We start from the raw sequence: 14,384 nt of genomic DNA, 5'->3' as shown, positions 1-14,384 counted from the left end.
TTTACCCGTGGCGAGGGAGCTTGCTCCCGCTGGGTCGCGTAGCGGCCCCAAAAGAGCGACTGCTGCGCAGCCGAGCGGGAGCAAGCTCCCTCGCCACAGTCTGTGCATGTTACGACGTACGCGGCACTCGCCCAGGCACGAAATGGCTCACATCATTGAACCCCGGCGTCGAAGCATGCCCCGGCGTCACCAGCGAATCGATGAAGGCTTCATCTTCCGCGCTGATCTTCACCGATTGCGCCTTGATGTACGAATCCCATTGCTCCTCGGTGCGCGGTCCGACGATGGCCGAGGTCACGGCGCTGTTGTTCAACACCCAGGCGATGGCGAACTCGACGATGCCCACGCCTCGGCCCTGGGTGTACTGCAGGATTTGCTGGGCAATGCGCAGGGATTCGACCCGCCATTCGGTTTCCAGGATGCGTTTGTCCTGGCGGCCGGCGCGGCTGTTGGCGTCCGGCGCCACGTCCGGCGCGTACTTGCCGCTGAGCACGCCACGGGCCAGGGGGCTGAACGGCACCACGCCGAGGCCGTAGTTCTGGGCCGCGGTGATCTGCTCGGTTTCCGCCTGGCGGTTGACGATGTTGTACAGCGGTTGGCTGATCACCGGCCGGTCGATGCCCAGGCTGTCGGCGATCCGTATCACTTCGGCGATGCGCCAGCCACGGTAGTTCGACAGGCCCCAGTAGCGGATCTTGCCCTGGCGAATCAAGTCGCCAATGGCCGACACAGTCACGTGCAGCGGGGTGTTGTGGTCTTCGCGGTGCAGGTAATAGATGTCCAGGTAATCGGTGCCCAGGCGCGTCAGGCTGGCCTCGATACCATTGAACAGATGCTTGCGGCTCAGGCCGCTGCGGTTGGGCACGCCGTCCGGCGGGCCGAAACCGACCTTGGTGGCCAACACCCACTCCTGGCGGCGACTGGCGATTGCCTCGCCGACGATTTCCTCGGAGCGACCGTTGGTGTAGACGTCCGCGGTGTCGATGAAATTGATGCCCTGGTCCCAGGCCTTGTCGATGATCCGCAGCGAATCCTCAGTGCGGGTCTGTTCGCCGAACATCATCGTGCCCAGGGTCAACGTCGAGACTTGCAACCCGGAATGGCCTAGCGTGCGGTAGCTCATGACAAGATCCTTTTATCCATGGGAAAGGTCCAATCAAATACCAGAACCGCCGCGTGGATCCAACCGATTTCTCAACCCCTCACCAATCAACTGTGGGAGCGAGCTTGCTCGCGATAGCGTCAAGTCAGCCAACATCTGTATCGACTGATTCACCGCCATCGCGAGCAAGCTCGCTCCCACAGGGGGCACAGGGGTGTCAGGCCCGCAAGGTACGGGTCATGCGCAACGCCAGCAGGCTGCCGCAGACGATCACGCCCGCCAGCAGGTACAGCGCCGCGTCGGTCGAGCCGGTGGCGTCCTTGACCCAGCCCACCAGGTACGGGCTGAGGAAGCCGGCCATCTGGCCCATGGAATTGATCAACGCCAACCCGCCGGCCGCCGCGCCGGCGCTGAGCATCGCGGTAGGCACCGGCCAGAACATCGGCAGGCCGGTGAGGGCGCCCATGGTGGCGATGGACAGGCCGATGATGGCGATGGCCGGGGTGGTGGCGAAGTTGACCGCGATCAGCAGCCCGACGGCCCCCATCAGCATCGGCACCACCAAATGCCAGCGACGTTCCTTGTGCAAGTCCGCCGAGCGGCCCACCAGCAACATGAACACCGCCGCCAGCAGGTAAGGGATTGCACTCAGCCAGCCGATCACCAGGTTATCGCTGAAGCCCAGGCTCTTGATGATCGACGGCAGCCAGAAGTTGATGGCATAGACGCCGCTCTGGATGCAGAAGTACACCAGGCCGAAGGCCCAGAGTGCCGGGTTCTTGAACACCGCCAGCAGCGAGTCGGTGGTGGTCTTTGGTTTGTTGGCCAGGTCTTCGGCGTGATCGGCGGTGAGCACGGCGCGTTCCTGGTCTGTCAGCCATTTGGCCTTGGCGAAAGTGTCGCTGAGCAGGAAGAACGCCAGCGCCCCGAGGATCACCGTCGGGACGCCTTGCAGCAGGAACATCCACTGCCAACCCGCCAGGCCGCCCTGGCCCGCGGCGAAGTGGTTGAGGATCCATCCGGAAAACGGGCTGCCCAGCAGGCCGGACACCGGAATGGCCGACATGAACAACGCCATGATCCGGCCGCGACGGAACGTCGGGAACCATTGCGAGAGGTACAGCACCACACCTGGGAAGAACCCGGCTTCAGCGGCGCCGGTCAACAGCCGCAAGGTATAGAACTCGGTAGGGGTGGTGACGAACAGCAGGCAGGTCGACAGGGTTCCCCAGGTGATCATCATCAGCGCGATCCAGCGCCGCGGGCCGAATTTGGTCAGGGCCAGGTTGCTCGGCACGCCGCACAGCACGTAGCCGATGAAGAAGATCCCGGCGCCGAGGCCGTACACGGTTTCGCTGAATTTCAGGGCGTCGAGCATCTGCAACTTGGCGAAGCCAACGTTGACCCGGTCCAGGTAGTTGAACAGGTAGCAGATGAAAATGAACGGGATCAAGCGCAGGGTAATGCGCTTGTAGACGGTATTTTTTTTGTCGGGGGTAGCCAGGAGGGCTGTTGCGCTCTGGGACATGGCGGGTCTCTCTTTATTATGATTTTTGCGAGCCAAGGGGTAACGTTGACCGCCCCTTGAGTCTCGGCCAGCCCAAGGTCCCGTGTCTTTGTGCCGGAGCACAGGGTTTGAATACAGACCCTGTGCGCCTGACCAAACCCATGCCTGGAACAACAATCCACGCCGCCTGCAAGGAACACCGCCCATGTTCGAACTCGATCACGACCTGGCGCAGGACATCGTCGACCGGGCGATGGCGATCCTGCCGTACAACGTCAATGTCATGGACAACCAGGGCCTGATCCTGGGCAGCGGCGAACGCGAGCGCATCAATACCCGTCACGAGGGCGCGCAACTGGTCCTGGCCAACGGGCGAGTGGTGGAGATCGACGAGCACACCGCCGTGCACCTCAAGGGCGTACAGCCGGGCATCAACCTGCCGCTGATGCTCGACCAGCGGCTGATCGGCGTCCTGGGCATCACCGGCGAGCCGGCGCAATTGCGCACCTACGCCGAACTGGTGCGCATGACCGCGGAGATGCTGCTCGGCCAGCGCAACCAGCAGGCCGAGCAGCAATGGCGTCGCCAGCGCTGCGATGACTTGCTGGCGTTGCTGCTGGGGGACGCCGGGGATTCGCCGCGATTGTTGGACGAAGCCCGGCAAATGGGTCTCAAGCCGCAGTTGTCGCGGGTGCCGTACCTGTTCGAACTGGGCCTGGAGCATGGGCCCGGGCAGACGGTGGAGACCTTGAGCGCCTGGCTGATGTCGCGCTACCCGGACAGTTGGTGCCTGACCTCGTCCAAATCATCCTTGCTCTGGTGCCGGCCGGTCACGGCTTCGGTGGAGAACGAGCGGCTGCTGGCCAAGCTCGATGGGTTGGGCTGGAACATTCTGCGGATTGCGGTGGGCGGTCAGGCCGAGGGGTTGGCGGGCCTGCGACGCTGCTATCGACGGGTAGCGGACTTGCTGGCCTACGGGCGTGATGTGTTGCCGCAGTCGCGCGTGCTGGCGCTCAACCGTTATCGCCTGCCGGTGTTGCTCTGGCGTCATCGCAGCGACGATGCCCTGGACGAATTGCTCACCCCGTTGCGCAAGGTCATCGCCAAGGACAGCAACGGCCAGTTGCTCGCCACCTTGCGCAGTTGGTGTGAACACGACGGCCAGAGCCAGGCCTGCGCCGACGCCCTGGGCATCCACCGCAACAGCCTGCGCTATCGCATGGAACGCATCGCCGAACTCAGCGGCGTGGACCCGTTGCGGCTGGACGGGATGCTGGCGTTGTATCTGGGGGTGCAACTGTTGCCGCAGATCGAGAGCCCCCCGGTGTAGAACCTGTGGGAGCGAGCTTGCTCGCGATAGTGGTGTGTCAGCTTGCGCAGGTGTTGGATGTGACACCGCCATCGCGAGCAAGCTCGCTCCCACAGTGGTTCTGTGTTGTATGCAGATCCTGAGTTTACGCAGGCCCATGTGGGAGCGAGCCTGCTCGCGATGAGGCCGGCCGCTTCAACCTGAATTTCCCTGGAAAACCGTTTTTTGTAATTTTGAACAATAATGCCCGGTGTCTTTTGTGCGGCGGACCGGCGTCACGGCTGCGGTCAGCTGGCAGCATGCTGTGCATCGGAACCGGAGAATAATATGAAAATAATCATCGCCCCCGACTCGTTCAAGGACAGCCTCAGCGCCCAGGGCGTCGCCGATGCCATCGCCCAGGGGCTGGCCGAGGTCTGGCCGGATGCGCAGTTGATCAAATGCCCGATGGCGGACGGCGGGGAGGGGACGGTGGAGTCGGTGTTGGCGGCCTGTCACGGTGAGTGGCGCCGCACCCGGGTCCGCGGTCCGTTGGGTGTCGCCGTCGAGGCGCGCTGGGGCTGGTTGGCCGAGAGCCGCACCGCAATCATCGAGATGGCCGAGGCCAGTGGTTTGCAATTGGTGCCGCCGGGGCAACGCGATGCCTGTTCCAGCAGCACCTACGGCACTGGCGAGCTGATTCGCGCGGCCCTCGATGCAGGCGCCGGGCGGGTGATCCTGGCGATTGGCGGCAGTGCCACCAACGACGGCGGTGCCGGTGCGATGCAGGCCCTGGGCGTGGCATTGCTGGATGAGCAAAGCCAACCCCTTCCACCCGGAGGCCTGGCCTTGGCGAACTTGTCGCGCATCGACCTGAGCGACCTCGACCCGCGCCTGGCCCAGGTCAGCTTCGAGATTGCCGCCGATGTCGATAACCCGCTGTGCGGCCCCCACGGTGCGTCTGTGGTTTTCGGTCCGCAGAAGGGCGCCACTGCCCAGCAAGTGCAGGCGCTGGACCGGGCTCTTGGGCATTTCGCCGAACAGTGCGCCCGGGCGTTGACCAAGGATGTGCGCGACGAGCCGGGCAGCGGCGCGGCCGGTGGCCTGGGCTTCGCGGCCAAGGCGTTCCTGGGGGCGCAGTTTCGTACCGGGGTGGACGTCGTCGCCCAGTTGACCGGGCTGGCCGAAGCGGTCAGCGGCGCCGACCTGGTGATTACCGGCGAAGGCCGTTTCGATGCCCAGACCCTGCGCGGCAAAACTCCTTTCGGCGTGGCCCGCATCGCCCGCCAGCATGGCGTACCAGTGGTGGTCATTGCCGGCACGCTGGGGGAGGGCTACCAGGCGCTGTATGAACACGGCATCAATGCTGCCTTCGCCCTGGCCAGCGGGCCGATGACCCTGCAAGAAGCCTGCACCGACGCCCCGCGCCTGCTGAGCGAGCGCGCCCGGGACATCGCCCGGCTTTGGCGGGTGGCGGCGCGGTAAGCCCGATAGGCACTTGGCCCAGGAGTAGGGTGAACCTGTGGCGAGGGAGCTTGCTCCCGTTGGGTTGCGAAGCGGCCCCAAATGGAAGTGCCGACCAGATGCATTGAAGTGAATGGTTTCAGGGCCGCTTCGCGCCCCAGCGGGAGCAAGCTCCCTCGCCACAAAAGCGCTGCGAGGGTGGCGCGGTGTGTGATTTGAGATAGGGTTGAGGCTGGATATCGCGCAATCAGGAGAGATACATGCGCTTCTCAGCTTTGACCCAACGCATCACCGGCGAGGGTGCCGCCGCCTGGCAGATTCACGACCGGGCGCTGGCCATGCGCGAACAGGGCATGGATGTGTTGTTGCTGTCAGTGGGCGATCCGGACTTCGACACCCCGCGCGCCATTGTCGAGGCCGCGGTGGGCAGCCTGCGGGCCGGTGAGACTCACTATTCGGACATCCGCGGCTTGCACACCTTGCGGGCCAGCATCGCCCGGCGTCATCGCTTGCGCTGCGGCCAGCCGGTGGGGGCCGAACACGTCGTCGTGCTGCCGGGCGCCCAGTGCGCGGTGTATGCGGTCGCGCAATGCCTGCTCAACCCTGGCGACGAAGTCATCGTCGCCGAGCCGATGTATGTCACCTACGAAGCGGTGTTCGGTGCCTGCGGCGCGAAAGTCCTGCCAGTGGCGGTCCGCCCGGAGAACGGTTTTCGGGTCGAGCCGGCGGACGTTGCCCGTCTTGTCACCCCGCGTACCCGGGCGATGCTGCTCAACAGCCCGAACAACCCATCCGGCGCCAGCCTGCCGATGTCCACTTGGCAAGCATTGGCGCGGTTGTGCATTGAACATGACCTGTGGCTGATCAGTGACGAGGTCTACAGCGACCTGCTCTACGACGGCGAACACATCAGTCCGGCCAGCCTGCCGGGCATGGCCGAGCGCACCGCGACGATCAACAGCCTGTCCAAATCCCACGCCATGACCGGTTGGCGGATCGGCTGGGTCGTTGGCCCCGAAGCCCTCACTGACCATCTGGCGAACCTGTCGTTGTGCATGCTGTTCGGCCTGCCGGACTTCGTGCAGCGCGCAGCCCAGGTTGCCCTGGAGCAAGCGTTGCCGGAAGTCGCGCAGATGCATGAAGAATATCGCCAGCGCCGCGACCTGGTGTGCGCCATGCTCGACGATTGCCCGGGGCTCAAGCCGGTGCGGCCCGATGGTGGCATGTTCGTGATGGTCGACATCCGCCAGACGGGCCTCGATGCTCAGGCGTTTGCCGAGCGCCTGTTGGACGATCACGGCGTGTCGGTATTGGCCGGCGAGGCGTTTGGGCCCAGTGCGGCGGGGCATATCCGCATCGGGCTGGTGGTCGATCAGCTGAAACTGGCGGATGCATGCCAGCGGATTGCCTCGTGTGCGGCGGATCTGCTACGGGCCCAGCGGTAAAGTTTTGTAGAGGCTGTGTGAAATTGTGTAAGGGTTTTGCTCGTGGATGAGCAGGGGCGTATATCCTTGGCAGCTTGAGATTTTCTGCGCTGGCGATATCGCCATCGCGAGCAAGCTCGCTCCCACAGGGGCTTCGGTACGACACAAAACCCTGTGGGAGCGAGCTTGCTCGCGATGAGGCCCTGCCAGGCGCCACAGCACTTTTCTGGAAACACCCATGCCCAACATCCTCCTGGTCGAAGACGACACCGCACTCTCCGAACTGATCGCCAGTTACCTGGAACGCAACGGCTATCAGGTCAGCGTGCTCAGCCGTGGCGATCATGTGCGTGAGCGGGCGCGAGTCGACCCGCCGGACCTGGTGATCCTCGACCTGATGCTGCCGGGGCTGGACGGCTTGCAGGTCTGCCGCCTGCTGCGGGCCGACTCGGCGACTTTGCCGATCCTGATGCTCACCGCCCGGGACGACAGCCACGACCAGGTCCTGGGCCTGGAAATGGGTGCCGACGACTACGTCACCAAGCCTTGCGAGCCCCGGGTGTTGCTGGCGCGGGTGCGTACCTTGTTGCGCCGCAGCAGCCTCACCGAGCCGCAGACGGCCAACGACCGCATCCTCATGGGCAACCTGTGCATCGACCTCTCCGAGCGCACCGTGACCTGGCGCGGGCAGCCGGTGGAGTTGTCCAGTGGCGAATACAACCTGCTGGTGGTGCTGGCCCGGCATTCCGGCGAAGTGCTGAGCCGCGACCAGATCCTGCAGCGCCTGCGGGGCATCGAATTCAACGGCACCGACCGTTCGGTGGACGTGGCGATTTCCAAGCTGCGGCGCAAGTTCGACGACAACGCCGACGAAGCCCGCAAGATCAAGACCGTGTGGGGCAAGGGTTATCTGTTCAGTCGTTCCGAGTGGGAATGCTGAGCCGATGTGGAAGCTGCTGATTCGCCTGTACCTGGTCACCATCGTCTCCTATAGCGCGGCGATCTACTTGATGCCGGAGTTGGTGATCCGCCTGTTCCAGGAGCGTTTCCTGACCTACAACCTCGATTATTCCCGGGGCCTGCAAACCCTGATGGTCAAGCAGTTCCGCGCCGTGCCCAGCGAGCAATGGCCGGCGCTGGCGGCGCAGATGGACAAGGAGTTCGAGCCGCTGCGCATCGAACTGGCCGCGGTCGATGACGCGGGCTTCAGCGCCGATGAGCAGGCGCGTCTCAAGCGCGGCGAGAACGTGGTACGCCTTGGCGACTGGGCCTGGCGAACCCTGGCGGCGGCGCCGCTGGACGAGCGTACGGCGGTGAAGATGGTCGTGCCGCCGGACCCGGCCGATGTCAGCTGGTTGTACTGGAGCATCAACGTGTTGATCGGCGCGACGATGCTGGCCTGCCTGTTGCTCTGGCTGCGGCCGCACTGGCGCGACCTGGAACGCCTCAGGCGCACCGCCGAGCGTTTCGGTAAAGGTTATTTGGATGAGCGTACGCACATTGCTTCCAGCTCGAACATTGGCAGCCTGGCCCATGTGTTCGACACGATGGCGGGGGACATCGAGAATCTGCTCAACCAACAGCGGGACTTGCTCAACGCCGTGTCCCACGAATTGCGCACGCCCCTGACGCGGCTCGATTTCGGCCTGGCCCTGGCGCTGTCCGATGACCTGCCGGCGCCCAGCCGCGAGCGCCTGCAAGGGTTGGTGGCGCACATTCGCGAACTCGATGAGTTGGTGCTGGAACTGCTCTCCTACAGCCGTTTGCAAAACCCGCAGCGCCTGCCCGAACGGGTCGACGTGGCGCTGGACGAATTCATCGACAGCATCCTGGGCAGCGTCGACGAGGACCTGGCGGCGCCGGACGTGGTCATCGACGTGCTGTTGCACGGTGCGTTGGAGCGTTTCGTGCTGGACCCGCGCCTGACCGCCCGAGCGTTGCAGAACCTGCTGCGCAATGCCATGCGGTATTGCGAAAAGCGCATCCAGGTCGGTGTGCTGGTCGGTGACCAAGGCTGTGAGATCTGGGTCGACGACGATGGCATCGGCATTCCCGACAGCGAGCGCGAGCGCGTGTTCGAACCGTTCTATCGCCTGGACCGCAGCCGCGACCGCGCCACGGGCGGCTTTGGCCTCGGCCTGGCCATCAGCCGCCGGGCCCTGGAAGCCCAGGGCGGCACGTTGACTGTCGAGGCTTCGCCACTGGGCGGGGCGCGCTTCAAGCTGTGGTTGCCGACACCGTCCTGAGGTTCCCCGCGCTGTCTATTGCCCGACGCTGACCCTGTGGCGAGGGAGCTTGCTCCCGCTGGGCCGCCAAGCGGCCCCAATGCGCCTCACCCAAACAACCCCGCCGCAATATTGATCGAAAACCCCAGGATCGCCGTGTTGAACACAAACCCGATCAACGATTGCGCCAACACGATCTTGCGCAATTGCCGCGTGGCAACCCCCACATCCGAGGTCTGCACCGCCACGCCGATGGTGAAAGAGAAGTAGAGGAAATCCCAATAGTTGGGCGTGGTCAGCCCTTCGGCAAATCGCAGCGCCGGCTCCTTGCCTTCCCAGGTGTAATACAACCGCGCGTAGTGAACGCTGAAAATCACCCCGATCAGCAACCATGAACCGGTCACGGTCATCGCCGTGAAGCCGTAATGCAAGAGCTTGCCGGCGGCTTGCAGGTCGCGGCTGCCCGCCAGCTCGAAGGTGATGGTCGCCAGGCTGGCCAATGCCGCGACGCAGACCATCAGCAGCACCAGCCCGGCATTTTCATCTTCGATTTCGGCGATGCGTTTCACATCGGGCGCCTTGGCCCGCACGGTCAGCCAGAACATCAGCACCAGGTAGGTCCAGACCCCGGCATTCCAGCCGATCAGGACCTTGCTGATGATCGAGTCCACGGGAACCAGGATTCCCACCGCCAGGCCAAGGACCGTGGCGCTGGAGAGACGCGGGTGGGTGCGGGCGAGGAGGGGCATGGCGGCTCACTGTCCGGAAAAGAACCTAGTATGAGCCATCAGGCAAAGAGCCGGCCGTCTATCGCGCTCGACTCGATCAATTGCACACCCGCTTCCTGCATCCGCCGGATCGCTGCCTCCAACGAGCCATCCTTATCAATGCCCCGGCAGGCGTCCAGCACCACAAACGCGTTGAACCCGGCCAAGCGGGCATCCAGCGCCGAAAACATCACGCAGAAATCCAGGGCCAGGCCCACCAGGTACACGGTGTCGATGCCGCGCTCCTTGAGATAGCCGGTCAAGCCGGTGGGCGTCTGGTGGTCCGCTTCCATGAAGGCTGAGTAGCTGTCGATGTCCGGGTTGCAACCCTTGCGGATGATCAGCTTGGCATGGTCAAGCTTGAGTGACGGGTGCAGCGCGGCGCCGTGGCTGCCCTGTAGGCAGTGGTCGGGCCAGAGAGTCTGCTCGCCGTAGGGCAATTGGACGGTGTCGAAAGGTTGCTTGCCCGGGTGGCTGGAGGCAAACGAAGCATGCCCGGCCGGGTGCCAGTCCTGCGCGAGGACGACGAGCCTGAAGGACTGGCCGAGCTGGTTGATCAACGGCACGATCTCATCGCCGCCCGGCACGGCCAGTTGGCCGCCGGGGATGAAGTCGTTCTGTACATCGATCACCACGAGTGCAGTGGTCAAGGCTCGGTTGGCTGGAACGCTCATGATTGGAATCCTCCTTGGAAGTGGTTCTTCGAGAGTAGCTGAACGATCTTGGGCCGGTGTGCGGACCGGAGATCCAGTGTGGGAGCGAGCTTGCTCGCGATGGCTGCGGCACATTCAACATCGATGCAAGCTGACCCACCGCTTTCGCGAGCAAGCTCGCTCCCACAATGGATTTGCGGTCGACGCATGGCCGATGGCTAGCCGGTTAACCTTGTGGGAGCGGGCTTGCTCGCGAAGAGGCCGGCACATCCCACATCTATGCAGCTGATCCACCGCCTTCGCGAGCAAGCTCGCTCCCACAGGGCATCTGCGGTGAGCAGATCGCGATGGCTCCCCAAAAAAATATTTCACCCTGCTGCCTGTAGTGTCTTTCGTCGAAAATATCCCAGGTTTGATGGCTTTTTGACATTTGGTTCGTGCGTCCCAGCCACGATTCAGTACAATCGCCGGCCCCACCGGGCATGGAAGCCGTCCGGTTCTCCTGTTACGAGAAAAAACCATGCTCATCGGCAGTTATTCCCCCGCCCTTGTTTCGATTTCCTTGTTTGTTGCCGTGCTGGCTTCCTACACCGCGCTGGACCTGGCCGGGCGGATCGCGACCGCCAAGGGGCGCGCCGCGCATTTGTGGATAACCGGGGGCGCGCTGGCGATGGGGGTGGGCATCTGGTCCATGCACTTCATCGGCATGCTGGCGTTCACCTTGCCGATCGAGCTTGGCTACGACGTATCGATCACCGCGCTGTCGCTGCTCACCGCGATTCTTTCCAGCGGGTTTGCCTTGTGGCTGGTCAGCCAGCCGCGATTGCCGGCGTGGCAGTTGGCTTTCGGGGCGCTGATCATGGGCGCCGGGATCAGCGCCATGCATTACACCGGCATGGCCGCGCTGCGGATGCAGCCGGGCATCGATTATGACCCGACGCTGTTCGGTGCTTCGTTGGTGATTGCCGTCGGCGCGTCTGCCGCGGCGCTGTGGATTGCCTTTCGCCTGCGCCAGAACACCCCCCACGTGCGTCTGGCCCGGGCGGGCGCCGCGGTGATCATGGGCATCGCCATCGTTGGCATGCACTACACCGGCATGGCAGGGGCGCGCTTCAGCGAGGGCAGCTTTTGCGGCTCGCTGGATGGCTTGAGCAGCAAGGGCCTGGACAATCTGGTATTGATCACCACCCTGGCGGTATTGGCCATTGCCCTGCTGACCTCGATTCTCGATGCGCGCCTGGAAGCCCGCACCGCCGAGCTGGCCCAGTCCCTGACCCAGGCCAACCGGGAACTGACCCAGTTGGCCCTGCACGACCCCCTCACCGGACTGCCCAACCGTGTGCTGCTGGCCGATCGGATCGACCAGGCCATGCATCGGGTGCAAGAGCAGGGCGGTTGCTTCGCCTTGATGTTCATCGACCTCGATGGTTTCAAGCCGGTCAACGACGCCTTTGGTCACCACATGGGCGATCTGTTGCTGCGGGACGTGGCCCTGCGCCTGCGCGAAGACCTGCGCAGCCAGGACACCCTGGCGCGGATCGGCGGTGACGAGTTCGTGCTATTGGTGCAACTGGCCGAGCCCGACGATGCCCTGCGCCTGGCAGCACGCCAGGTTGGCCTGATCGGGCGCACGTTCCGGGTTTCTGAGCATGACTTGCAGATCTCCGCCAGCGTCGGCATCGCCGTTTACCCTGGCAATGGCCAGAGCGCCGAAGAACTGTTGATGAACGCCGACGCGGCGATGTATCACGCCAAGGGCGCCGGCAAGAACGGCTACAGCTTTTTCGACGCCTCGATGAACAGCAACGCCCGCAAGCAATTGCAGTTGCTGCAAGATTTGCGCACGGCCGTCGAACAGCGGCAGTTCAGTCTGCATTACCAGCCCAAGTTCGATGCGGCCAATGGCCGTCCGGTCGGGGCCGAGGCCTTGTTGCGCTGGACCCACCCGACCCAGGGCCTGTTGATGCCCGACACGTTCATCGACCTGGCGGAAAAGACCGGCTTGATCATCCCCATCGGCGAATGGGTCTTGAACGAGGCCTGTCGGCAGATGCGCGAATGGTACGTGCTCGGTTATACCGACTGGCGCATCGCGGTGAACCTCTCGGCCTTGCAGTTCTGCCACACCGGTTTGGTGCAGAGCGTGGCCAAGGCGTTGGAGACGCATAAGCTGCCGGCCAACAGCCTGACCCTGGAAATCACCGAAACCACCGCCATGAGCGATGCGGACGCAAGCATGACGGTGCTGCAACAGCTGTCTGACATGGGCGTGGATCTGTCCATCGACGACTTTGGCACCGGCTATTCGAGCCTGATGTACCTCAAGCGCCTGCCGGCCAACGAGCTGAAGATCGACCGCGGCTTCGTGCGCGACCTGGAGCACGACAGCGATGACGCGGCCATCGTCTCGGCCATCGTCGCCCTCGGTCAGGCGCTGGGCCTGCGGATCGTCGCCGAAGGCGTGGAGACCGATGTGCAGCAAGACTTCCTGACCCAGCTGGGCTGCGATTCGCTGCAAGGTTACCTGTTGGGCCATCCGCTGCCGGCCGAGCGTTTCCTGCAGGAGATTCGCCAGGCCAAACGCCTGGCGGTGGTCTGAGACGCCCTCAGGGAACGATATCGAACGCCGTGCTACCCAGTCGCTCGCCGTTGACCAGCAGGTGCACAGCATGCCGGCCCGCGTAGTGTTTGCGGGTGGTCAGCTCGCGAATGTATTGGGAACGGCTGAGGTTGACGCGACCTTGGGCGGGCAGGTCGAAGGTCTTGAGCTTGAAGACCTTGGCCGAGGTGCCGCCCGAGGCCTTCACGTAGTCGATGGCGTAGTCGATCACCAGGCGCTGGCTCTGTTCGAAGGTTGATTGCACGGTGAAGGACAGCGTGACCTGTTCCCCCAGGCGAATCACCGCTGGCGTCACCTGCAAATCCAACACCTGGACCTGCGCCTTGCCGCCGGCGCCGATCACCCCCAGTGCCCTGGGGTTGCCTTGCTTGATCAAGCTACGCAGCGCATGCCGGGCGATCCACGCCGTGTGACGGTCTTGCAGTGGCCAGCCTTCGATCTGGTCCAGCACCCAGTCAGGATGCTGCTTGGTGACGTCGTTGAGGTGGTTGGCCACGGATTTGCGTACATAAAGGCTGTCGTCGGCCTTGAGCGTGTCGAGGATCGCAGCGGCGAGGTCGGGGTTGGCCTGGATCGGCTCCAGGTGAAACGACCACGGCAAGCGTGGCCGGCTGCCTTCGCTGGCGAGGCGGCGCACGTGCTCGTTGGCGTCCAGCGCCCAGTCGTGCATGACCTTGAGGGTGCGCTCCAGGTCATCGCGCAGAAAGTGGCGCACGGCGAACTCCGACGAGCCGAACCGGGTGAAATACTTGAGCGCGTCCAACGACACGTCGAAGTGCTGCCGGCCGTAGGACGCCACGTAGTGCGGGAGGAACATGCTGACGAACATGCTGTTCAGGCGCGGGGCCAGGGCGCGCAGCACCTCCAGCGATGCCTCGTAATCGAGGGGCAGCACCGCGTGCAGGCACTCACTGACCCGGGCCATGCGCTGCATCACCGACAAATCGGCCAGCCCATCGTTGGCCATGTGCAAGAACGCCTTGGTGTCGAAGGCTGGATACACCCCGCGCATTTCGCCGGCGATGTGCTCCAGGCGGGCGTTGTTGAAGATTTCCTTGAGGGCAGGGGAAGAGGTGGTGGTGCTCATGGTGGGTCCGTCCGGCGGGTTGTCGTTCAGGCTTGCCACTATGCCATGCGCAACCGTGGCGAGGGAGCTTGCTCCCGCTCGACTCTGTAGGAGCTGGCGAAGCCTGCGATCTTTTGATCTTTTGATCTTTCGCTTGAGGCTCAAGTGTCTGGGGAAAGATCGCAGCCTCGTTGCACTCGACAGCTCCTACACAGCTCCTGCATTGAACGGAATGATTCGCCGCCCGTGCAGTCCCAGATTCTGGTCT

The 14,384-nt window shown here is 63.9% G+C and carries 11 protein-coding genes; 6 read left to right on the top strand and 5 right to left on the bottom strand.

Annotated features, from left to right (window positions below):
* Window positions 1-109: 109 nt before the first annotated feature.
* Together J3P85_RS18400 and J3P85_RS18395 are read right to left on the bottom strand one after the other, a co-directional pair.
* Window positions 110-1,123 (bottom strand): aldo/keto reductase, encoded by a 1,014-nt coding sequence (locus J3P85_RS18400; RefSeq protein WP_434702864.1) that lies wholly within the window; start codon window positions 1,121-1,123, stop codon window positions 110-112.
* A 196-nt stretch (window positions 1,124-1,319) separates the two neighbouring features.
* On the bottom strand, window positions 1,320-2,630 hold the full coding sequence (locus J3P85_RS18395) for an MFS transporter (protein WP_434702863.1): 1,311 nt from the start codon (window positions 2,628-2,630) through the stop codon (window positions 1,320-1,322).
* Between the two features lie 184 nt (window positions 2,631-2,814).
* Here J3P85_RS18395 and J3P85_RS18390 point away from each other — a divergent pair, with 184 nt between their 5' ends.
* From J3P85_RS18390 to J3P85_RS18370, 5 genes are all read left to right on the top strand, one after another.
* Window positions 2,815-3,939 (top strand): sugar diacid recognition domain-containing protein, encoded by a 1,125-nt coding sequence (locus tag J3P85_RS18390; RefSeq protein WP_434702861.1) that lies wholly within the window; start codon window positions 2,815-2,817, stop codon window positions 3,937-3,939.
* Between the two features lie 306 nt (window positions 3,940-4,245).
* Window positions 4,246-5,382: a glycerate kinase gene (locus tag J3P85_RS18385; RefSeq protein ID WP_434702860.1), complete on the top strand. Its 1,137-nt coding sequence runs from the start codon at window positions 4,246-4,248 to the stop codon at window positions 5,380-5,382.
* 239 nt (window positions 5,383-5,621) lie between these two features.
* Complete coding sequence (locus J3P85_RS18380; protein WP_411387191.1) at window positions 5,622-6,806, top strand: pyridoxal phosphate-dependent aminotransferase; 1,185 nt, start codon at window positions 5,622-5,624, stop codon at window positions 6,804-6,806.
* Window positions 6,807-7,023: 217 nt separating this feature from the next.
* Window positions 7,024-7,725, top strand: coding sequence for a response regulator transcription factor (locus J3P85_RS18375; protein ID WP_122566285.1), 702 nt, complete (start codon window positions 7,024-7,026; stop codon window positions 7,723-7,725).
* Window positions 7,726-7,729: 4 nt separating this feature from the next.
* The gene (locus J3P85_RS18370) at window positions 7,730-9,031 is read left to right on the top strand and encodes an ATP-binding protein (protein WP_434702857.1); all 1,302 of its coding nucleotides are present in this window, start codon (window positions 7,730-7,732) and stop codon (window positions 9,029-9,031) included.
* A gap of 86 nt (window positions 9,032-9,117) precedes the next feature.
* Here the strand turns inward: J3P85_RS18370 and J3P85_RS18365 are convergent, their stop codons facing one another.
* Window positions 9,118-9,759, bottom strand: a complete 642-nt coding sequence (locus tag J3P85_RS18365) for a DUF1345 domain-containing protein (RefSeq protein ID WP_250965748.1) — start codon at window positions 9,757-9,759, stop codon at window positions 9,118-9,120.
* Window positions 9,760-9,797: 38 nt separating this feature from the next.
* Entirely contained in the window at window positions 9,798-10,451 is a 654-nt protein-coding gene (pncA, locus tag J3P85_RS18360; protein ID WP_434702855.1) for a bifunctional nicotinamidase/pyrazinamidase, read from the bottom strand.
* Between the two features lie 499 nt (window positions 10,452-10,950).
* On the opposite strand from pncA, the gene J3P85_RS18355 reads away from it, so the two are divergent.
* The gene (locus tag J3P85_RS18355) at window positions 10,951-13,029 is read left to right on the top strand and encodes a putative bifunctional diguanylate cyclase/phosphodiesterase (protein WP_434702853.1); all 2,079 of its coding nucleotides are present in this window, start codon (window positions 10,951-10,953) and stop codon (window positions 13,027-13,029) included.
* Between the two features lie 7 nt (window positions 13,030-13,036).
* Here the strand turns inward: J3P85_RS18355 and J3P85_RS18350 are convergent, their stop codons facing one another.
* Entirely contained in the window at window positions 13,037-14,137 is a 1,101-nt protein-coding gene (locus tag J3P85_RS18350) for a DNA alkylation repair protein (RefSeq protein ID WP_434702851.1), read from the bottom strand.
* Between the last annotated feature and the right edge of the window lie 247 nt (window positions 14,138-14,384).

This window comes from Pseudomonas sp. Z1-12, assembly GCF_051132015.1.
Classification (GTDB): domain Bacteria; phylum Pseudomonadota; class Gammaproteobacteria; order Pseudomonadales; family Pseudomonadaceae; genus Aquipseudomonas; species Aquipseudomonas zanjanensis.
Note: the sequence above shows the minus strand (reverse complement) of the source record. Positions and strands in the feature narration are given on the sequence as shown.